13 protein-coding genes are annotated in these 22,435 nt (G+C 57.7%); 7 read left to right on the top strand and 6 right to left on the bottom strand.

Going from position 1 to position 22,435, the window contains the following annotated elements; all coding sequences use genetic code 11:
- Positions 1–107: 107 nt before the first annotated feature.
- On the top strand, positions 108–923 hold the full coding sequence (locus EMQ_RS17120; protein ID WP_231368019.1) for a hypothetical protein: 816 nt from the start codon (positions 108–110) through the stop codon (positions 921–923).
- A 102-nt stretch (positions 924–1,025) separates the two neighbouring features.
- On the opposite strand, the gene EMQ_RS01865 is transcribed toward EMQ_RS17120, so the two are convergent.
- From EMQ_RS01865 to rpsA, 6 genes are all read right to left on the bottom strand, one after another.
- Positions 1,026–3,809 carry a DUF4175 domain-containing protein gene (locus EMQ_RS01865; protein WP_010668821.1) on the bottom strand — a complete coding sequence of 928 codons (2,784 nt, stop codon included), beginning with the start codon at positions 3,807–3,809 and terminating at the stop codon, positions 1,026–1,028.
- Positions 3,806–5,149, bottom strand: a complete 1,344-nt coding sequence (lysA, locus tag EMQ_RS01860) for a diaminopimelate decarboxylase (protein ID WP_010668820.1) — start codon at positions 5,147–5,149, stop codon at positions 3,806–3,808. The genes EMQ_RS01865 and lysA overlap by 4 nt, the downstream gene beginning before the upstream one ends.
- Positions 5,150–5,269: 120 nt before the next feature.
- Positions 5,270–6,259 carry a CgeB family protein gene (locus EMQ_RS01855; protein ID WP_010668878.1) on the bottom strand — a complete coding sequence of 330 codons (990 nt, stop codon included), beginning with the start codon at positions 6,257–6,259 and terminating at the stop codon, positions 5,270–5,272.
- Between the two features lie 56 nt (positions 6,260–6,315).
- A complete protein-coding gene (locus EMQ_RS01850; RefSeq protein ID WP_018308552.1) occupies positions 6,316–9,315 on the bottom strand; it encodes a glycosyltransferase in 3,000 nt (999 codons plus the stop codon).
- A 26-nt stretch (positions 9,316–9,341) separates the two neighbouring features.
- On the bottom strand, positions 9,342–12,695 hold the full coding sequence (locus EMQ_RS01845; RefSeq protein ID WP_010667070.1) for a glycosyltransferase family protein: 3,354 nt from the start codon (positions 12,693–12,695) through the stop codon (positions 9,342–9,344).
- 194 nt (positions 12,696–12,889) lie between these two features.
- Positions 12,890–14,602 (bottom strand): 30S ribosomal protein S1, encoded by a 1,713-nt coding sequence (rpsA, locus tag EMQ_RS01840; RefSeq protein ID WP_018308553.1) that lies wholly within the window; start codon positions 14,600–14,602, stop codon positions 12,890–12,892.
- Between the two features lie 554 nt (positions 14,603–15,156).
- On the opposite strand from rpsA, the gene EMQ_RS01835 reads away from it, so the two are divergent.
- The 6 genes from EMQ_RS01835 to lptG all read left to right on the top strand — a co-directional run bounded on the left by EMQ_RS01835 (position 15,157) and on the right by lptG (position 22,424).
- Positions 15,157–15,438 carry a YtcA family lipoprotein gene (locus EMQ_RS01835; RefSeq protein ID WP_026200287.1) on the top strand — a complete coding sequence of 94 codons (282 nt, stop codon included), beginning with the start codon at positions 15,157–15,159 and terminating at the stop codon, positions 15,436–15,438.
- A gap of 3 nt (positions 15,439–15,441) precedes the next feature.
- Positions 15,442–16,506, top strand: a complete 1,065-nt coding sequence (mdtN, locus tag EMQ_RS01830) for a multidrug transporter subunit MdtN (RefSeq protein WP_010666998.1) — start codon at positions 15,442–15,444, stop codon at positions 16,504–16,506.
- Positions 16,487–18,304, top strand: coding sequence for an FUSC family protein (locus EMQ_RS01825; protein WP_010666997.1), 1,818 nt, complete (start codon positions 16,487–16,489; stop codon positions 18,302–18,304). Before mdtN ends, EMQ_RS01825 begins: the two co-directional genes overlap by 20 nt.
- Positions 18,301–19,932, top strand: coding sequence for a TolC family protein (locus EMQ_RS01820; protein ID WP_010666996.1), 1,632 nt, complete (start codon positions 18,301–18,303; stop codon positions 19,930–19,932). The genes EMQ_RS01825 and EMQ_RS01820 overlap by 4 nt, the downstream gene beginning before the upstream one ends.
- A 231-nt stretch (positions 19,933–20,163) precedes the next feature.
- Entirely contained in the window at positions 20,164–21,300 is a 1,137-nt protein-coding gene (gene lptF, locus EMQ_RS01815) for an LPS export ABC transporter permease LptF (protein WP_010666995.1), read from the top strand.
- 2 nt (positions 21,301–21,302) lie between these two features.
- Entirely contained in the window at positions 21,303–22,424 is a 1,122-nt protein-coding gene (gene lptG, locus EMQ_RS01810; protein WP_010666994.1) for an LPS export ABC transporter permease LptG, read from the top strand.
- Positions 22,425–22,435 lie beyond the last annotated feature (11 nt).

Here is a 22,435-nt window from a genome sequence, read left to right as displayed (position 1 = left end):
ATGTTGTGTTTTCTCTGAAAGCGAACATTTCTGAATCTATGCGCTACTACCTTAAAGATTATGTATTTTAGACTAAAAATGTAACATAGAAATAGTTTGAGGCGCTCATGAGTAAAAATTTAATAAAAAGAATAACATTTGATACAAATACGTTAAATTCTGTTCTGTATCCCAAAAAATCACAGAGACAAAATAAAAGAGAAGCTGAAATAGTATTAGAGGCTATATATTCTGAACGATTGCAAGGTTTTTTCTGTGAAACCCTGATAACGCTTGAAGGAATAACAGACAAAGATCGTTCATCTACAATCGGAAGCACAAACGTAATAGCAAGAAGTCAAGAAATTGAGAAAAACCAGATCAGTATTAAAATAGGACTTCAATTCACTCCATCTCCCATGAATATACAACATGAAAATAGGATTAATGATGCTCTTTCTTTGAAAATACTCCCGTTGAGGTCTGGTATGGAAATGGGAAATTTCCATTTAGATCCTAAAATTTACTCTTTGTATGAGCCTGATGGCGGTATTGCAGAATTAGCTCGCTGCATGGACAGGGTACATGAGTTAGCCAAGGTTTTAAGATGTAAAGGTGTGGGAAAGGCTGCTGCAATAGCCCTAGACGAAGAACTCACTGATAAATATGGGAACGATGAAGAAGAGCTATTTCATAAAGGTTTAGGGCGCGCAAAAACCAACTCTGAAAAAAAACACGTGGCCAAAGCAATTGCGGAATGGGCTGATGGTGACAGCATCACATCACATTATGGCTTTGGGATGAATCTATTCTGCAGCGAGGATTTCGGCAAGAGCTATCAGAAGCCCTCTGTTCTTGATGAAGAACACAGGAAGTGGCTAGAATCTGATTTCGGCATAAAATTCGTGACGCTCTTTGAGTTAGCTCGAATGCTAACTGAATAGATGTCAGCTGCGTCATTATATGACTGCTTTTCATCATTGTATTCTGAAAGCAAACGGTCTGGCTTTCCCCAAAAACCAGCCGCATCCCAAACCCCCTATTCCTCAAAAAGACTTCAACAGCCTATCCAAGTAATCCAGCTCCTCTTTCGGACGCGTCCGATCGGAATCCCTGCGCCGCAACTCTTCCTCAATCGCCTGCGCGCGTTCACGCGACATCTTCTCAGGCAGACGGTCTCCTGCGTTCGGATTGGTGTCCGTGCCCTCACCTGTGGAGCGGCCCAACGGATCACGATCGGCATTCTGTTCGTCACCGGACTGACCTTCGCCCGGATCACCATTTTCCTCATCGCCGGTGCCGGACTGACCGTCCTTGCCCTGACTGCTGCCCCCACCAAAGGATGGCAAGAAACTCGTGCTGCCCGAGCTTCCTCCTTTACCCTGAAGGGCCTTGCGCATCTGATTACGCCCCTGCTGCAAGGCCTTGAGCGCAGCAGTCTCTGCCTTCACAGCATCCTGATCATTGTCAGCCGCCAGAGCATGACGGGCATCCTTCATGGCCTTGCCCGCTTCGCCAAACGCAGGAACGTCCTTGCCTGAAAGCTCCTTGAATTCACTCCCGAGCTCTTCGGTCGCCCGCATCAGGGCATGCTGGGCAGCGCCATCCGACCTCTTCTGGTCGGCTTCCGCTGCGGCCTGATCATTCTTGTCCGCGTCTGTCTGTTGCGTTGACTGGGCCGGTTCCTGCGGAGTGGGAGCCTGTGTTTCACCCTCAGACTGCTGAGATGGGCCACCGCTACCATCAGGCGGCACCAGACCAAGTCTGCGCAACAGTTCCGATGTGGACATGGATCCAAGATCACTGTCCTCTGATGGCGGCTGTGAGGCAGCGCTTTCGTCCCGCCGCCGCTGATCCCGATCAACCCGAGCCTGAGCATGATCCAGAAGCGAACTCTGCTGCTTCACCAGATCACCGAGGCTTTCCGCCTGCTCTTTCAGCTTCTGCTGCGCCATCATCTGCTGCGCCAGCTGCGCCATATCCTGTGGCGTGGCGTTGCGCATCTTCTCGATGGAATCCTCAAGCTGTTGCAGCTTGTCCATCGCACCGTCCTCGTGACCTTCCGCCGCGTCACCCTGCAACTGCTCCATCAGTTTCTGGAAAGCGCGATCACCGGATTTCGTAAGACCGGGCAGATCGGGAATGGCCGTGCCGTCACGCATGGCCTGCTCGGCCAGCGCCTGCATCTTGCGGCCAATGGCGGCGCGCAGGGCGTCCATCCGCCGCTTCAGTTCCGCCTGATCCTCCGTCCCGTGAGCATTGTCTTCACGCATATGCCGCAACTGCTCTGAAACGGCTTCCTGCGCCGCGCGCACATCAATTGATGCCTGAGCGGACTGCTTGCCGCCATGCAACTGATCCTCAATGTCGAGGGCAAGATCCCACAGCCGTCCCACGGCCTCGTTGCGGGCATCGTTGTCGTCGACGTCACGGTTATCCAGCAACGCGACAATGCTGGTCAGATTGAGGAACGTGCCGGTGTTCTGGTCGATCGGCCCCGGTGTTTCACCAATAGCCTCCAGATCCTCGGCGGCGGCATGACGACGCTCATCTCCCAGAGCCAGACGCCGCCTCAGGTCCAGCACGGCCTTGGCCACAGGCGATTTGAACGTCCGGGAACCAAGTCTGAAAGTGGCAATCGGACTTCTGGCCACCTTCTTGCTGACGCTGGTCGCAACTAGTGTGGCGGAGACCTCTTCGCCCGCCCATGGATCATCTGACAGGTCTGGACCGGCTACGCCTTTTGCACTGACCGGATGGCCTTTCAGCGGAATAGGCACTGTCAGCACACGGCTTCTGGTCAGCAATCCCGGATGTGCCAGTCTGATTTCAACGACCAGCGAGCCAAGCCCGTAAGCGTGATGCGCATCGTAAGGAAGCCGGGTCCGACGCCCGCCCTTCTCGCCACCGGGGTTCGGCCCCCATGCCACCTGCGGTAGGGCATCCGGCGTGACCGTCAGTTGCCATGACGCCAGCGTGCGACCACGGCTGTTGACCACAAAGGCACCGGAGTGGTCGAGATCCGCCTGAATACGCCAGGAATGCTGACCAAGCGCCTGCATGGTTTCGTGGCTGAAACCGCCCTTCAGATGCGGAGTGGACTGCGTGCCCGTGACTGTCGAAACCAGAACGGAACCTTCAGGCACGGCAGGAACATGCGCTGCTCCGTCAGCCAGAAAGACCGGAGCCGACGGCGCATAGGATGGCGGGGTGATCCATGCCTCGACATGCGGTAACGGCACGTCAGGGTCATCGATTCCCGGAATAAAAGCAGCCACCAGACGTCCGGGAGCATGGCTTCCGGCCCAGACGCCTGTGCCAATGAGAGCCAGCGCTACAACGGGCAGAAAACGGCTTTTGCGCAAGCTGGAGAGTTCGGGCCAACCTGACCGCAATGGCCCTAGCGATTTCAGCAGGCGTTCCTGATAAGCGCTCCAGAGAATGTCTGACCCCACGCCGGACGGCCGGTCTGTCATGGAAGCCAGCGGCCTGTTACGCAAACGGGAGGCCAGTTCGATCCGCCGATCCACTTCCATCTGGGTGGGGGGCGTATACTGCTTCAGCCCACGACGTCCTAGCCAGACGACCATACCAAGACTACCCACCTCGACGACGGCGTGAAGCCAGTCAGGCATGGTCTGCGGAATACGCAGAAAGCCGGCGACACAATAAAGGCCCGCCACAGAAGCGGCAGGAGCAAGCAGGCCCGCAACTCTTTCCACAACCAGAACAGAACGCGCTTTCCTGCGCACGCCAGCGAGATCTGTTGCCCGCCTGCTTTCGTCAGACAAAGCTGCGTTTTTGATCTGTTCCGGCGGGGCTATGCTCATGCCTCGACACGCATTCCTTCAGACATGATTTCACTTGCCCACAGCTCTTCAATTTTCTGACGCGGTCGGATCACTGACCAGCGATCCCCATCGACCAGTACTTCCGCAGCCAACGGTCGGGCATTGTAAGTGGAACTCATCACGGCGCCATAGGCTCCCGTATCCAGGATCGCGACACGCGCCCCTCTCTGCAATGGCGGCAGACTGCGTCCCTGAGCGAATGTATCCCCCGTCTCGCAGACAGGTCCGACGACATTGGCCTCTTCAGGTTCAAGAACCGCATCGTGGGCCGAGAGAGGCAGAATTCCATGCCAGGCTTCATACAGGGAAGGCCTCAACAGATCGTTCATGGCCGCATCCAGAATGATGAACGGCGAACCATCCGTGACCTTCTTGCGCAGGATCACGCTCGCCAGCAGCACACCGGCAGGTGCAGCAATCCACCGACCCGGCTCAATGGCCAGACGCACGTCCAGATCGCCCAGTTCGGAACGGATCACTCCGGCCAGCGCCTCAGGTGAGCCTTCACCCTCATCACGGTAACAGATTCCGAGCCCACCGCCGCAATCAACAACCGTCACGGGCAAGCCAGCCTGACGCGTCGCACGGACAAGCTCGGCAATCCGGGCATAAGCTGCCCGATAAGGGCCCATCGTCAGAATCTGACTGCCAATATGCACTGCGTAACCAACGGGTCTCAGTCCGGGTAGCCCGGAAGCCAGACGATACAGTCCAAGCGCCTCATCGTAGGGAATCCCGAACTTGTTGCCCGCGACCCCCGTGGTGATCTTGGCATGCGTCTTCGCATCGACATCCGGGTTTACACGCAACGCCACATCAATCTCACATCCCATGGACGCGGCCACACCGGACAGGATCTCAAGCTCTTCAGCGCTCTCAACATTGATCTGGGCGATGCCTTCCTGAAGAGCGAGCTTCAGTTCAGCATCAGTCTTGCCGACGCCGGAAAACACGATCCGGGACGCTGGGATTCCGGCCATGCGGGCCTTGGTCAGTTCACCACCACTGACAACATCAGCCCCCATTCCAGCCTGAGACACGATGCTCAGCACGGCCAGATGGTCGTTAGACTTCACCGCAAAATGCCCCGAAACGGACAGCCCCGCCGCCTTCATCGCATTCTGAAGTTTCGCAGCTCTTTTTCTGAGAGTATCAGCGCTGATGACCCAGCACGGCGTGCCAACTTCATCAGCAATAGCCAGAAGGGGCACCCCATCCAGCATCAATCCACTTCGCACGTCGAGCGACAGATTCGAGTGCGTCGCCAGCAGTTCGCGAACTGTGGGGTCTGGAGTGGTGAAAACGGTCGGGTCAGCCATAATGTCACGTTACCGGCTCAGTCGGAACTTGCCAATCAGCTGAATTTGCAAAGGTTCCCTACGTCATAAAAAAATGGCAGGGGCCTGTCATGCAACAGGCTCCTGCCTCGTTCGACAGCATCAGCTCTTGAGGATGCCGTTTTCTTTCAGAATACCCAGTGCCTGACGGATACGGTGGCCATAGGTATGATCCGCCATCGTCCGCGCCTGTGCTTTCTTCGCCGTTTCAATACGAAGCTCACCGTTGTCGATGTACCTGTCGACCAGTTCCTCGAACTGCTTGCGGTTCGAGAAGGACGGAATTTCCTCCTTCGTATAATAGCGACGGATTTCGTAGGTATCCTCGTGGAACACCTGCAACGCACCAGCCGCAGCAGCTTCATAGGTGCGCGGACCCGGCGTGGAAGGGGAAATCAGGAAGCGCTTGTTCTCGAAGCTCAGGCTGCGGCCAAGATTCAGGACCAGCTTGGAACGCTGGTAGAACTGCACCAGCTGCTCCTTTTCCAGACGCGCATCAGAGAACCCGATTCCGAGTTCGCCCCAGCCCGGACCAATGATCTTGATGTTCAGATTGCGCAGGGTCGGCAGCAGACCGCGGACAATGTCCTTACGGTTTGTGAAGGCCACGCCGCAGAACAGAACGTCGATATTCCGCTCAACGGATTCATCAATCGGGCGATAATGCAGCTTCGGGCAGGCTGCGAGCGGCAGATGCCAGACATTGTCACGAGTGTAGAAGTTCGAACCCCAGCGCTCACAGGAGAACACCGCATCAAAATCCTGTCCGATGCGGTAGTTGGCATCCTGTTCGTAGGGATCTTCTGTCGCCCAGAAGACAGTCGCTGCGCCGATCTTCTTGGCTTCGCGGTTCACTTCGCCAAAATAGGTGCTTTCCGGCAGATATGACCCGATACCGAACACCACAGTCGGCTTGAGGAAACGAATCGCCGCTGCCGCACCGCTGATGTTCGCCGCGGTAACATTTTCCTCACCGAAGCATTCCGCCCAGCCCTCCATGATCGATTCACGGATCTGAGCATTGGCCTGCGATTCAAAGCGTCCGCCACTGCAGATCAGAACCCGTCCGGAATATTCGCCTGTCTTTGCCATCAGTCTCTCCAGTCCTTATCGGGGTCTTGGTTGATCTCGTTCGCAACGTCGCGTTTTCATTGGCGTGCGTCTTCCAGCACAGCCGTCACCGCAGCGTCAAACCGGTCCGGAGCACAGTCTTCCCCAAGGCGCTTCAAAGCCCCTTCGCGGATATGCCGCCAGAATATTTCGTCACGATAAAGCCGGATCACCGCATCGGCGAACACTCCCGCATCGGGAGCCCCACCAGACACGATATCCTCTCCATCCGTCCAGCCAAGCTGGGCGATCAGCAGATCGCTGGCCACAACAGGCAGGCCGAAGGAGGCGCTCTCGTGAATCTTGTAAGGGATGCCCCCAGCAAAGCGGGTCGGTGCGATGAAGACCCGGCGCGTATCGTAGAACGGCTCCAGATCTTCCACTTCCCCGACAATATCCAGCCCTTCAAACTCGTTCAGGCATGATAGATCGACCTTGCGCGAACGTGAACCGACCACGGTCAGCCTGACTTCGTTGCCCAGTTCAGCCCGCACCTTCGGCATGACTTCGCGACCAAACCAGATCAGCGAGTCAAGATTGGGAGATTCCGCGTCCACAATCGCACCCACGAACAGCAGGTCTTTTCTGTCGGAAAAACCCTTTTCCGTCGGACGCGCTTGCAGCGAATGACCGAGCACAACGACGTTCTGATGTCCTGCGCGCTGGATGAATTCAGCTTCCCTGTCAGTGACCGCCACGACTTTCTGGCAGAAATACGCGCACTCGAATTCTTCCCTAAGCGCTACATCGAGACTTTTCGGCGTAGCCTGTTCATCCAGCCTCAGCACCTTGTCCCGGAGAAGAAGGCGGGGACTGATGACCGCTTCCGTATCAAGAATAAACTCGGTTCCTGGCAGATAACGGCTGTTCTTGTGCAGAACTGGCAGCAGTCTCGCCAGATTGTGCGTGCGCCCGATCCATACCAGATCAAACGCCCCTGCCCGTTCTTCCAGAAACCGGTCCATATCTTCGGCCGAGCGGTCAAAGAGCACTTCGACCGTATCCGGAAAATCACCATAGACACGGCTGAGCGAGTGGTAGTGCGCATCGACCGGGAATACCGTCACGGCACAACCCTGATGCGCCATGCTTCGGACGATATCGTTTGACCGCACATATCCGGAGCCAAGGCTCCGCAAAGGGATGCGGTCTTCAATAAACAGGATGCGCAGTCCGTTTGTCGGACGTGACCGGGCCAGAATGGCGTTTCCTGCATGCGCCGGATACTGCCCGCGCAGGAATTCAGCCTGTTTGGAGACGAAAATACGGCGGTTCCGCTGCATCAGCGCCTGAGAACTGTTCGAGCAGGAAGAACCGAACTCAAGATGCTCGATCACAACAAACGGGTCGTAGACCACCCGATAGCCGTTCTGGATAATCCGTACACAGAAATCGGACTCTTCGAAGTAAGCTGGCGCGTAGGCTTCGTCGAAGCCGCCCAGCGTCTTTGCAAGAGCCGTCGAGACCATCAGGAACGCGCCTGAGCAGTAATCCACGTCCCGGACGAAATTCGCTTCCGGACAGTTGGGATCGGCATCGCGCAAATAGCCGTAGGCGCTGCCGTCCCGCCAGATAATCGACCCGGCTTCCTGCAGACGACCATTGGTCCGGATGATCTTGCCGCCAACCGCACCAATCTTCGGATCAGACGTCAGACGATCGAGCGCGTTCTGGACCGCTCCGGGCGCCAGCTTTACATCGTTGTTCAGGTAAAGCACGACATCGGCCGAAACCATCTCCAGCGCCATGTTGCAGGACAGCAGGAAGCTCGCATTGTGATCGAGATGCCGGATCGTGGCCCCGGAAACGTAGTCTTCCAATCGCCGCGTTTCATCGCGTGAACCTGAATCGATGATGATGAGTTCCAGCGCGCCGGGGAAACAGTCACGCAGCGAAGCCAGCGCCATCAGTGTCAGTGGAAACTGGTTGTACAGCACCATGATGACACTGACGGTGGGAACACCGCTGTAGGAAAAATCCAGTTTCCGACGACCGGCCTCCACCAGAAGACCGGCGGCCTCCCGGCAGAACATCATTTTGGAATGGGCTTCATCCAGTGCCCCATCGGCACTCCCGACCTCATGACGTTCCTGCGCAGCCACCCAGTGTGCGAAGGGATCGCGAAAGATGCCGCTTCCCACATCGGCGCGCACCATAGGTCTGGCGGCGTACTCCACCAGCGCAATATCCGGAGAGGGCTGTCGCCCCTCAAAGGCTCCGGCAGCCAGAAAGTGATCATATCCGGAGCGAAACTGTCCGGCTGCGACACACGCACCGACATCAGGATAACGCTCCCGATAGAACTCCTCGGAAAACGCTGCCTGTGGCGAATAACCGGCCGCCTCGCCCGCTGTCAGATAATGATGCAGGGCGCAGGAAAAAGACCCATCCTCAATCAGATTTCTGACATCGGGGTATCGGCCAAGATACCAGACTGGGTCGAAATACCATGACGCCCGAAAACGGTCAGCATCACCATTCTTATTGTCAATAAACCACCTGAACGCGGAAAAATCTGCTTCACTCTGCCGCGCAACAAAGTCACCGAACACGGCAGGATCGAAGAACAGACTGCCCGATCGAAAGCCCCCTTCTCCTTCCGAAAGATAGTGATCATATCCGTTGGCAAGACCAGCTGCCCTGAGCACGGTTCCAGTCAGATCGGGCTCATGAGTGCGATAGAATGATTCAGAAAACAGCCAGTGTGGAGAATGGCTGCGGTAGCCCTTCTGCACATAATGCTGAAAACCGGACCGCATCTCTCCGTCCGCGACCGATTCAGTCACATCCGGATGAACGGAACGATACCAGCCTTCATCAAACCAACGGTTGGGCGCATACCCACGCCTCTGCCCGACTGCCCGATAATGGCCGAGTGCATTGGCGCCTATGCCCGCGCTCAGATCGCGCTTCACATCCGGATAGGTCGCAACATACCAAGGCTCGTCGAAGCGAAGCCACACGGGAATCCGTCTCGCCTCGCCCTCCTGCCATTCAAAAACGGCAGGCCCGCTGAATGTCACATCATCGCGCTGCATACGCTGGCGCTTATCCTGACTTCGGCTCAGTGCTCGACAAGGTCACGCACAGTTTCAACGCAGTAATCAACGACGGTTTTGACGGCTGCTGATTCCTCCACGGCCCGGACCTCATTATCTTCACAGAGGATGCGAATGCCCGTTGTCTGGAAGCCGACTTCATCACCGACCACGTTCAGCAGTCCAATACGATGCCAGCCATTCAGCTTTTCGTTGAATCCCTTCTTCAGGCTCAGATTGCCGACAAAACCGACGCAGAGTGGTGCGTCATGGAAGATAGTCTGCACGTCCTGACGGATCAGACGTGATGTGGCCATGAAGACAGGAGCCCCGGTCTCCTCGTTCACCAGCACGACAAACACCTGCCCTGCCCGCGAAAGCCCACGCAGGAACGCCCAGCCACGAATAATCAGGTCACTTTCCGGCAGATCCCGTTCATGGTGACCACCATCTTCAATCAGGCCGCTAAAGTGATCGATGTAATATTGCAGCTCACCCTTGTACTGCTGACCGATCTTGCAGCCGAGTTCAGACAACTTGATGCCTCTCAGCACGCCGTCGCTCTCTGAAACACGCTCGAAATCACGCAGGATCTGGCCATTGGAGGGTGGCAGGCGCGCAATGCTGACAATACGACCGCCTTCAACCTCGATCTGAACGGAGGTCAACTGGAAAGCCCCCTTGCCATGCACGATATTGACGAGACCGATGCGGAAAACCCCTTCACACCATTTCCCGCGGAGTGCGACCTGAGCCGAAAATCCCGAACGACGTGGCGCACCGGGGAACAGACCGGTGACGTCCGAACGCACCTCACGGGCTGTAGGGATGAAGATCGGAGGAATATCTTCCTCGCCCATCAGGACCGTATAGAGGTGCCCGGAGCCAGACACGCCCGGCACCACATACCAGCCACGGATGTGAAATTCATCCGCTGCAACGAAATCTTCGTCTTCATATTCCGCGAAGACGTGGCGACAGACATCGTCGATGTAATACTCGGCACCCTGAATCGAATACCAGTCCGTGACTGTTTCCGGCAATTCGATGGACAGATCTCGCGTTGTCGGCGGATCAAAGATGTGACGCGGCGGAGCCTGATTCTTCCAGGAAGCGTGCGGCAGCAGATGCACCTGCCCCACATCGAACTGCACATTGCTGCTCCCCATGTCACAACGAGGCGCCACATCACGGTAAAGCTGAAGGAGCTCATCGCCGTATGTACGGGCGTCCGTCCAGAGATGAGGACCGATATTCGCCAACAACTGTTTACGAATACCCTCGCTGCAACGGATCAGTTCAAGACGCTGCAACACATCGGCCGGGCTGCCGATCGGCACCTTGAACCCGTTGACGCCATCTTCCACGCGATCACCAAGCGCGCCGACATCCGTGACAATCGGGATCAGACCGCTCTGCCAGGCTTCTGAAAGCGAGATACAGTAGGTTTCCGGCCAGATTGACAGGTTGAGGGCAACATCAGCGACTTTCAGCGCCTCGACATCACCGGCGGAATAGCGCCCGTAAACATGCACGTTGTTCTTGTGCATGTTGTTGAGGATGCCTTCATACTCCGGATGGACATATCCAAAGATATGGAATTCGAAGAGATCCGAGTTGGCCATCTCGATGATGGCCAGAACAGCATCCGCGCCCTTGGTACGCAGGAAGTTGCCGATCACGGCCACCCCAAGACGGCGACCATTCAGCGGCTCATAGGTTTTCGGCACGATAGGAGATGTCGGCTCAGGGGACGGAATTCCCAGAGTCAGACTGACTTTTTTCTCAAGGTGCGGATAAACTTCGTGAGTCAGATCGTGGGAATGTCTTGTCCCGAACAGGATAACATCCACTGACTCAAGCATCTTCGACACAAAAGCGCGACGCGTCTGCTCACCACCAAACTCGACATTGTCAGAACGCTTCATGGAAATGTCGGCGGCGAGCACCCACTTCACATCTTCCTCGCAATAGCGAAGCTCATGATTCAGCAGGTTGTAACGGGATGACAGCAGGAAGAAGTCATGCGCCGAGAACACCACACCGACGCCATTCGCCTTGGCGATGATCGGCAGTGAGAGGCAGTGATGTCCCAGATGCTGGAAATGCACGATATCGAAGTTGTACTGGCTGATCGCAGCCGAGAACGCCATCTCTTCCGGACCATCGCACATCGTGTCGAGCCAGCCGGTGTCCGGCACGTCAAAGCTCTCGATCTCACGACCACTGGCGTCCGTCAGGCGGCACATGCCGTCACGATGCAGCCAGTAGAAAAACTCCACGTCGCGCAGCAGCATGGAAGCGATGGTCTGCTGATAGACCTCAACGCCACCCCAGGCCTGCTCATGAATAGTGGAGTGTGTGCACATCAGCACGCGCAAACGACCACGCCGCGCAGGCACTGACACTTCTTTCGAAACAACATGCCGACCGAAATCTGCGCCCGTCACTTCCATCATCTTCCGCAGACGATGATCGTACAGGTGCGCTTCGAGAACGGCTTTCTGGGCGGCAGTCGCCTGCTTGCGGCGCAGGGACTTGTTGGCCAGCAATGCAGCAATATGCTCGATCACACCCTCGACTGAGCGGGACATGCTCGCGCCTGCGACTTCATGGATGTAGCGTTCGTCAAGCTGCTCGCCAGCCTCGACAACCTGCGCCGTGCCAGCAAGACCAAGCTCATAGAAGCGCGGCCCCGGAGCTGTCGCCTGCCCGACATCGCCATGACTGGCGTAATCGCGGAACATGGTCAGCGTCACAGCGCTCGCATTGGCGAAATCGATGAACGCTTCATGACTGATCGGGCGCTGGATCGCGAGATCGGCAAGATCAGCAGGAAGAGGTGGAAGATACTCGTTGCCGGGGCAAACCAGCTTGATTCTGGCGTCCGGGAAGGCCGTGATGACGCGTCGCAGGGTTTCGACGCGATTCGGCCACATCGTACCAGCAAAGAAGATATCGTAATCGAGCTCGGCTGCAGACTTCACCTTGCGTTCATGCAGTGAAAGACTGGCGCCCAGAGGCAGGTAATGCCCCTTGCCCTGATAAAAATCGACACAGGAAGGATCGTTCGTGAAAACGTAGTCGAAAAGGCCGATGTTATCGACGTTGAAGGACACCATGAACGGGTCTTCAAACGCCCAGAAAATCATCGTCTTGAAGGCAGGTCTGACACGACGCATCAACTCCATGTTGATGCGCTGGCCGTCAATACAGATCAGAACATCATGCTCACCCTGCGCCGCCAGACCGGCTAGGGTCATATTGTCGGCAACGACAACATTGCTATCACCAAGAACCGTTTTGGCAGCTCGTTCAAAGGCAAGCGTAAGGTAGTAGTTCGGATTATGCGTGTAGTTCGTATTGTATATGACTGCCATTGACCTACGCCGACGTTTCCGTCTTCGCCTTCCCTGAATAACTACACAGATCGAACATCAATTCTTTTTGAGACTTTACCGCAAAGCCTGAGCCGGCAAAAGACCTTCGCTTCAGTCACTTACCTCTGATGGACAAAAAAAATGGCATCTCGATGGAGATGCCATTTTTCACAATCAGACTAAGATCGCCTTAATCAGGCGTCAGCACTCCGACGACGGATGGCTGCGCTGAGGATATCACCCAGCGACGCACCGCTGTCAGAAGAACCATACTCGTTGATGGCCTGCTTGTCTTCGTCCTGCTCACGACCACGGATGGTCAGGGCAAGCTTGCGGGCTGCACGGTCAACCGAGACAACCTTCGCATCGACGCGCTCACCGACAGCGAAACGCTCCGGACGCTGCTCAGCCTTGTCACGAGCCAGTTCCGTGCGACGGATGAAGCCGGACAGAACGTCGTCAACCTTGACTTCGATGCCGTTGGCCTGAACCGCCGTCACCACGCAGGTCACGATCGCACCCTTCTGAACGCCCGTCAGAACGTCAGCGGCCGGATCTTCATGAAGCTGCTTGATACCGAGAGAGATACGCTCTTTCTCGACATCCACGTCGAGGACCTTGGCCTGAACGACCTGACCCTTTTCGTAGTTCTTCATGGCTTCTTCGCCAGCTTCGTCCCATGACAGGTCGGACATGTGAACCATGCCGTCGATGTCTGCGGACAGGCCGATGAACAGGCCGAACTCGGTGATGTTACGGATCTCGCCTTCCACGATCGAGCCAACCTTGTGCTCTTCCGCGAACTGCTCCCAAGGATTGCGCTGAACCTGCTTCAGGCCAAGCGAGATACGACGCTTCGTGCTGTCCACATCCAGAACCATGACGTCGACTTCCTGGGAAGTAGCGACGATCTTGCCCGGATGGACGTTCTTCTTCGTCCAGGACATTTCGGAAACGTGCACCAGACCTTCGACGCCCGGCTCCAGCTCGACGAACGCACCGTAGTCGGTGATGTTCGTGACGCGACCGGTGAAGCGTGCGCCCGGCGGATACTTGAGCGCCACGTTCTCCCACGGATCAGCCTCAAGCTGCTTCATGCCGAGAGAAATACGCTGCGTGTCCGGGTTGAAGCGGATGACCTGCACGCGAACCGGCTGACCGATCTGCAGGGCTTCGGACGGGTGGTTGATGCGCTTCCAGGCGATGTCGGTGACATGCAGGAGGCCGTCGACGCCGCCGAGGTCCACGAACGCACCGTAGTCGGTGATGTTCTTGACCACGCCATCGAGGATCATGCCTTCCTTCAGGCCCTGAATCAGCTCGCTGCGCTGTTCTGCACGGGTCTCTTCAAGAACCGCACGACGCGAAACAACGATGTTGCCGCGAGCGCGGTCCATCTTCAGGATCTGGAACGGCTGCGGAACGCCCATGAGCGGGGTTACATCGCGAACCGGACGGATATCGACCTGGCTGCCCGGAAGGAACGCCATGGCGCCGCCGAGATCAACCGTGAAGCCGCCCTTGACGCGACCATAGATCGTGCCATTGACGCGCTGGTTGGCCTCGAAAGCCTTCTCAAGGTTGGTCCATGCTTCCTCGCGGCGAGCCTTCTCGCGCGACAGAACGATGGAACCATCACGATCTTCGTAACGCTCGATGTACAGCTCGATGACATCGCCCGGCTTGACTTCCGGAGCAGCGCCCGGGGGACCGAACTCGCGCAGGGCAACGCGGCCCTCGCTCTTCAGGCCAACGTCAACAATCGCGAAATCATCGGTCAGGCGGACAACGCAGCCCTTAACCACCGATCCTTCAAAGCCGCTGTCCTGCCCGAGTGTCTCGTCGAGCAGTGTCGCAAAATCCTCACCGCGAAAATGATCGGTGGCTGTCTGTGTGGCTGAAGCCATGTAGAAACTGTTTCCCTGTCAGGGTCGAAACCCCAACATGTCTGCGCTCTGCATACAGGATGCTGAACGACTTGCCCGCCGTGCCTGTGGCACCCGCGGGCCTGCTTTCATTACGTATCGCCCGCGACCACCGCGCGCGACTGCGGATGAAAGACACTCCACCCCTGTTCTTGTCAAGAAAATAACGCTTTTCCCGGCCTACAGACGGTCATCAGGGACATTACAGTAGCGTGAACGTCGCTTTTCGATACTGCGCGCGCCCGAATGGACCGCCTACGGGCGTGGGAAGCGGGAAATTCCGGACAGGGTGTAGAGTGAGCGTTGCAATGCGCTCATGAAAGTCTGAGCTCTCCCATCGACAAGGCGCGTTTGCAGGAACTGGTCGACAAAGAGGAGCGGCAGCATCCCTTTCCCGTACAGGCAAGCAAGGCTTTTTCTGCATAATGAACTTGTCCGTTCATCCACCGTTCTTCAAAACGCATTGCGGCGTGGGTTTAAAAAAAGGATTTGCGATCTGTGACGCGGCAGACTCTCCCGCAGGAAAAAGCGTCGTCGTGACGTATTCTTCCGCCTGCCTGAAACCCATCGCCATGTCAGCCACCCTCCTGACGCTCACGGGGTGTTCCCTTCAGGGAGCACCGTCCTTTCCGCTTGTGGGCGCCTATTTCCCGGCATGGATGATGTGCGCCATCATCGGCATTCTGGCCGCCGTCGGATTTCGTGTGGCTTTTCTTGCTCTCGGGATTGATGCGATCCTGAGATTCCGGCTTTTTACTTACGTCTCTCTGGGCGTGCTCATGGCCCTGCTTGTGTGGGCGCTGGTATTCGGACCCTGACCCATGCAAACCGCTACTCCCCCGCCGAAAACCCGAAAAAACCGCAACAAACCGGGCATCGTGATCGCCGCCGTCTGCATCACAGCCGCTATCCTGTTCGGGATTCACATCGCACATCAGGACACGGCCTATCCTTCCACGGACAGCGCTTCCATTGATGCCGAGTTAGTGCATGTGGCCTCAGTCGTCGGGGGACGTCTGATCGAACTGCATGTGCAGGAAAACCAGCACGTTCATAAGGGTGATCTGCTCTACCGGATTGACCCAGAACCTTACCTGTTGACGCTCAGGCAGGCTGAAGCGAACGCAGCTCTGGCGCAGGCCGAAGTCGAGCATCAGGAGCGTCTGGTGACCATCAAGACGGTCGAGGCGAGTTCGGCGCAGGATCAGGTCCATCGCGCAACCACCAACCGTGATCTGACAGCCCGCACGGTCAGACGCCTCGCTCCCCTCGCGCAAAATTCCTACATCCCCTTGCAGGAATACGATCAGGCACAGGTTGCTGCCCGCAACGCGGAGATTTCGCTGGCGCAGGCGACCCAGCAGTCTGTCGCGGCCACGACGGCCATTGGCGATCTGAAAAGCTCCATCGCCGCCCGCGACGCCAGCGCCGCCGCCCTCGCCCGTGTGCGCTACGAACTTGCCCAGACGGAAGTGAAAGCGCCAGCGGATGGATATGTCACCAGCCTGCGCGTCAAGACAGGTGAAGTGCTTGCCCCGGCGCAGGCGCTGTTCACCCTGATCACGGACGATGAATGGCATGCTGTCGGCAACCTGCGCGAGACCGATCTGGCGACGGTCCATCCGGGCGACTGCGCCACGGTGTATTCCATGATCGATCGCACAAAGCCGATTCACGGCGTGGTGGACAGCATCGGTTTTGGCGTCATGTCGCTGGATTCCGCTGGACTGGCGCGAGGGTTACCGATCGTGCCTCGCCAGATGGACTGGGTGCATGTGGCGCAGAGATTCCCGGTCAGGGTCACACTGGATCACACCGATCCGACCCTGCTCCGTGTCGGAGCTACGGCGACTTTTGAGATACGGCATGGCTCGTCCTGCCACTGACACCAGCTTCTCGTTGGGGAAACCCGGTCTCCTGCGTCTGTGGCGGATGGTCTGTAACCCGTCGCCGGGGCGTCAGGGCCACGCGCTGCGTATGGCCGCCGGATGCACGGTGACTGTGCTTGTTGGCGAGATCTGGCAGGTTCCGGACCTCGCTGTCCCTGCCCTCGTCACCATGGCGCTGTGGCAGAAGGACCGTGTGACCAACGCGCTGGCAGGCGTGGCGGTCAATATCCTGATCATTCTGCTGCTGGCCTTTGTCTATCTCTGGATCCGGCTCACGCTGGATAACCCGATGGCGCTGACAGCCGCCATCGCCGGCCTGTCTTTCTGCTTCTTTTTCCTCGGATCAGCCAGCAAGCTCAAACCGGTCGCCTACATGCTCGGCCTCTGCGTTGTGTTCGGGCTGATTGCGATCGATCAGGTGCCGAACGGCGAACTCATCACCCGAGCCATTCTTTATGTCGATCTCTTCCTCGCCGTGCCCGGTCTGGTGATGCTGGTGATCGGTCTGCTGATCTGCCCATCGCCCCGCACCATCGCCATGCAGGGGATTGCCGCCCGTCTGCGGATGAGCGCTGCTCTGCTTTGCGGCTCGGATGACATCACACAGGAGCGCGCCACCGACCTGCTACGCGAAGGGGCCAGTGGTCTCCTCAAATCCCTTAAAATGGCGCGGCTGGAAAAGATCTGGGCACCGGAAGAACTGGCTCGTCTGGAACAGGCGGCCAATGCAAGTGAGGGGCTGCTTTCTCTGGCGCTGACGGATTGCCTCCCCGAAGGAGCTGCCACCCGTGAACCGCCGCTGTCTCTGATTGATGCACTGAACGCTGCCGCCGACCAGTTCGAAAAAGGTATCTGTCCGGAAAGCACCGCAAATCCGGCGCTGAGTGATGGACAACCGCCCTATCAGGCGATGGCGAACATTCTCGGGATGCTTACCGTTCTTCCTCCCGAAAAAGCCAGTGAGAAGACCAACACAGAAGAGCCAAAGAGCGGCTTTTTTGCAGCGGACGCCTTCACTAACCCGGACCATACCCGCTTCGCCGTCAAAGGCACGGCAGCGGTCATGCTCAGCTATTTCATTTTCAGCATCCTGAACTGGCAGGGCATCCATACCTGCATCATTACCTGCTTCATCGTCGCCCAACCGACAATGGGTGAGATGATCTCCAAGCTCACGCTACGCATTGTCGGCGCGCTGATCGGCGGCGCGATCGGGATTACCGCCATCATCTTCGCGATCCCGCACTTCAATGACATCACTTCGTTTCTGTGTCTGGTTTTCGTGGTTTCCCTCCTTGCTGCATGGATCAAGACGGGCGACGAGCGCATCGCCTATGCCGGATTTCAGATCGGCATCGCCTTTTATCTGACCGATCTGAAGGGCTATGGACCAACGACCGACATGGCTACGGCCCGCGACCGTATTCTGGGCATCATGCTGGGAAATTTCCTGACCTACGCCATGTTCACAAGCTTCTGGCCCAGCAGCGCCTTTGACGGCATCGACGCCCGCCTGAGGACCATCGTGCAACGGCTGGGAAAACAGCGGGACGCAGTGACGGAAGCAGACCGGCTCGCGCAGGCTGCCAACGTGCAGGAAGCCGTCTCACTTGCCGAGCGTCAGAGTGAATATGCCTTTGCAGAACCCGACCACATACGCGCCGATATAGAGCATCTTGAACAACTGGACGGTCTATTTCACGAGGCCGAAATCATCAGCGCGGCTCTGCTCGATCCCGCCGCCCGACCACACGCGGAAACCCGCCTCGCCCATCTGGAAAGCGTCATTTCATGAACAGTCGCGCCGTGTTCACCCTGCCCTGCATCGTTTTGCTGGCCGGATGCGCGACATCCGAACTTGCGACTGCGCCCCAAAGCCCGGACAGGCCGTGGGTTCCTACAACCTCCGAATCAGGCGCCATCATTTCCTCGGATCAGGGAGACAGACACCCTCACCACGGTCTGGTTCTTCCTGAAGGCTTCACGCTTCCGGCCAACAAGGATGCCCTGCAACACGCCCAGTCTCCCGAGCTGATCGCACGGCAGGATCATCCCTACTCGCTGGCGGAACTGATTGATGTCGCCCAGTCGCGTAATCCCGAAACACGGCGCTCCTGGAATGCGGCCCGGGATGCCGCCCTTGCCGTCGGGATCACCAAAAGCATCTACCTCCCGCAACTGACAGCTACAGTGGTGGGAGGCTACAGCCATAGCCACACTTCCGATTCGAATGCGTCGATCAGCGACGCCGGAGCAGTCGGTGGCCTTATCAATAACGGGCTTGATAATCTCGATCGTTACACACGCAATAATGGGGGCGGCGGATCAGGCTCGGGCGAAGTCCAGACTCTCGGCATGCAGTGGCTTCTGTTTGACTTCGGAAAACGGGAAGCCAGCATAGAAGCTGCCAGACAGGTGCAGATCGCCTCGAACATCCTGTTCACAGCGTCCCATCAGAAGATCATCTACGGCGTTACGACCGCTTTCTACACCCATGCAGCGGCAGAGACCCGGCTCCGTCTTCTGAGGGAAGCCCTCGTCAACGCCCGTCGCGTGCAGGCGGCAGCGGAAGCCCGCCTGAAGCAGGGACAGGGCACGATTGTCGATGTCACGCAGGCGCAGCAGATCACCTCGCAGGACGAATTGCGTGTCGTTCAGGCTGAGGGAGAAGTCGAAAATACTCGTCTGGCCCTGATGACGGCTATGGGCGTGTCGAGTCAGTCGCAGGTCGACACCATGGATGTGTCCGGTCGCACCCTGTCGCTTGATGACGGACGCCTGACGGACGAAATGGTCAAAACCGCCGTGTCGCGTCGGCCGGATGTCCTTGCGGCTTACGCAACAGCGCGGGCTGCCGACAGCCGGGTTTCAGCGGCGAAAAGCGAGTTTCTCCCCAAGGTGTTCCTCTCCGGCAACGTCGCCTACACGACCGGACGCCTCGCTTTGTCGTCGGTGCCGGGTATCGGCAATGATTCGAATCCCACGCTGAACCTGTCCAGCAACCGTTTCAGCAGTCTGATCCTTGGCGGCATCTCGGTGCCGGTTTTCGATGGCGGGATGCGGGCGGCGTTTCTCAAGCAGGCGCAGAACCAGTCGGACAGCGCCAACGCCACCTTGCAGCAGACGGTCAACGAGGCCGTCCGGCAGGTCGTGGTCGCCGAAAACGCGGTCCACACCAGTCTGAGCGCCTATACAGCCTCTTCCCGGCTGAAGACCGCCGCGCAGACGAGCTTCAAAGCCGCTTTTACGGCTTATAGAAGCGGTGTTGGTTCCATCACACAGGCGACAATTGCCCAGAACGGCCTGCTGGATGCCACAATCAGTCAGTCAGATGCCTACTTTGCCGCGCTGATCGCTGCGACGAGTCTGGCTTTTTCGACCGGCTCGCTTGGCGGTGCGTCCGAGGCTGGCAGCGCGGATTGATCACAAGAGATGACAATCCGTTACAATTGATCCTATAGGCTCATTCCCGAAGGTCTTTCCGTATCCGTAGCCGAAGGAGTAAACAGGCCGCATGGTCAACCGTGCTTCTTTTCCGGACAGCCCTGCGCTGCAATCCGATGGATTGCTCTTCGCCGGGAGCACTCGTTTGGCAGGCGTGTCTTTAGCCTCTCCGCCAGTCCGGCGCGTGGAGCATGAGGAACCGTCTGCCCAGTGCTGAGATTCACCACTCTTGATCGTTATACGATGCGCCAGCTTTTTCTGGCGCTCATCGCCACCACGGGTGGGCTGTCAGCGCTGATCTGGCTGACCCAGTCGCTGCGCTTCGTCTCGCTGGTGGTTGGGCGCGGCCTGTCGCTCCGGGTCTTTCTGGAACTAACCAGCCTGATGGTGCCGTCGTTCGTCGCCGTGGTGCTGCCGATCACGACCTTTGTCGTCACGCTGTTCGTCTATCACCGCCTCTCGGGCGACCGGGAACTGACGGTGATGCAGGCGGCGGGCCTGTCCCCTTTCGCGCTTGCCCGACCGGGACTGATCTGCGCGACCGTCGCCATGGTCGTGACCTTCACACTCAATCTGTGGATCGTTCCGGCGTCCTATCACGAGTTCAAGCAGTACGAGTTCCAGATCCGCAACAAGATGGCTGCCTTCATGTTGCAGGACGGTGTTTTCACCAAGGTATCGGATGCCCTGACGGTCTATGTGCGCGAACGCGGACATGATGGCTCGCTGAAAGGCATCATGATCGAGGATGACCGGGTGGCGAACAGCCGTGCGACGATCTTTGCCGAGAGAGGCACAATGCTGGTGGTCAACGACCAGCCGCGCGTGGTACTCTATGACGGCTCCCGTCAGGAGATCGATCACCGGACCGGGCGGCTGACGATGCTGCTGTTTGATCGCAACACCATCGACCTGACCTCCAGCAAAAATCAGGAAAACCGGTCGCGTGACGCGTCCGAGATGTCCCTGTCCGAGCTGCTGCATCCCGATCTGACGCAGATCAATATCCGCGACCGTGGCAAGCTGGCCGTGGAGGGCTGGCGGCGTATCACCACCCCGCTCACGGCGTTTTCCTTCGCCATGATCGCCCTTGTCGCCATCCTGCGCGGTGCGTTCTCGCGACACGGCAACATCACCCGTCCTCTGGGCGCCATTCTGAGCGTTGTCGGACTGCTGGCGCTCAATCTGATGCTGCAAAATCTGGCGGGACGGAACATGGCGCTGATTCCCCTGATTCTGCTTGAGTCAGCCGCTCCCGCCTTTATCTGCGCGGTCCTTCTGTTCGGTCCGGAAATCAGGGCTGGCCGTGAAACAGCCGCGATCGTCCGGCAGACGCAGGAAGGCTGATCATGCTCTTCACGACCGTTCCGGTGACGCTGTCCATCTATATTGCGCGGCAGTTCATGTTTTCCGTCCTGTCGATGACGGCCTTTCTGACGGGCATCGTCTGCCTGTTCGACTTCATCGACCTGCTGCGTCGTGTCGCCACAAAGACCGACGTGCCGACCAGTCTGGTGACGGAAATCGCGGGGCTGCACATTCCATATTTCTTCATGGAAATCATGCCGTTCGGCGTGTTGCTGGGCGGGATCATCTGCTTCTGGCGTCTGACCCGGTCTTCCGAACTGATTGTCGCCCGTGCAGCGGGTATTTCCGCGTGGCAGTTTCTGGCGGCTCCTCTCGCCTGCGCGCTGGCGATGGGCGCGTTGACCACGGCTGCCGTGTCACCGCTGTCCTCGATCATGTACGCCCGGGCCGAGGCGCTGGACGAACAGTATCTGCGCTCAGGCGGCGGCCCTCTGACCATGGCTGGCGCGTCGCTGTGGTTGCGCCAGCTCGACACGGAGCTTGATCCGCACGGTGTGGCCATCCTGCATTCACGCGATACGCATCTCGACGGCGCACTCCTGACGATTCACGATATCAGTGTCTTCCGTCTGGACCATGAAGGGAATCTGATTTTCCGTATCGAGGCTCCAGCCGGGCATCTCGCTCCGGGCCACTGGGAGCTTGATAACGCCAGCGAGCTTCATCCTTACGAATTACCCGGTGCGACCCGCATCATCACCCTGCCGACCGATCTCACGCTCAATCGCGTGCAGGAAAGTTTTGCCTCTCCTGAAACGCTGTCCGTCTGGGCGCTGCCGAATTTCATAGCGATGCTGGACCGGTCTGGATTTTCTTCGATTCGGCACCGGTTACATTTTGAGTCTCTTCTGGCTCTTCCCATCCTTGCAGGAACCATGTCTCTCGTGGCCGCAGGCTTCTCCATGAGGCCGACGAGACGTGGAGGTGTTGCCAAAATGATCGGTTCCGGGGTCGGCGCAGGGTTTCTGCTCTTCACGGTCTCGAAAGTTGCTGAACAATTTGGTAACTCGGGAGCCTTGCCGCCTCTGCTTGCGGCTTGGGCACCGACGGGCGCAGGCCTCTGTCTGGCTGTCTCGCTCTTACTGCACCTGGAGGACGGCTGATTGCCCTTTCC

This window comes from Acetobacter aceti NBRC 14818, assembly GCF_000193495.2.
Lineage (GTDB): Bacteria > Pseudomonadota > Alphaproteobacteria > Acetobacterales > Acetobacteraceae > Acetobacter > Acetobacter aceti.
Note: the sequence above shows the minus strand (reverse complement) of the source record. Positions and strands in the feature narration are given on the sequence as shown.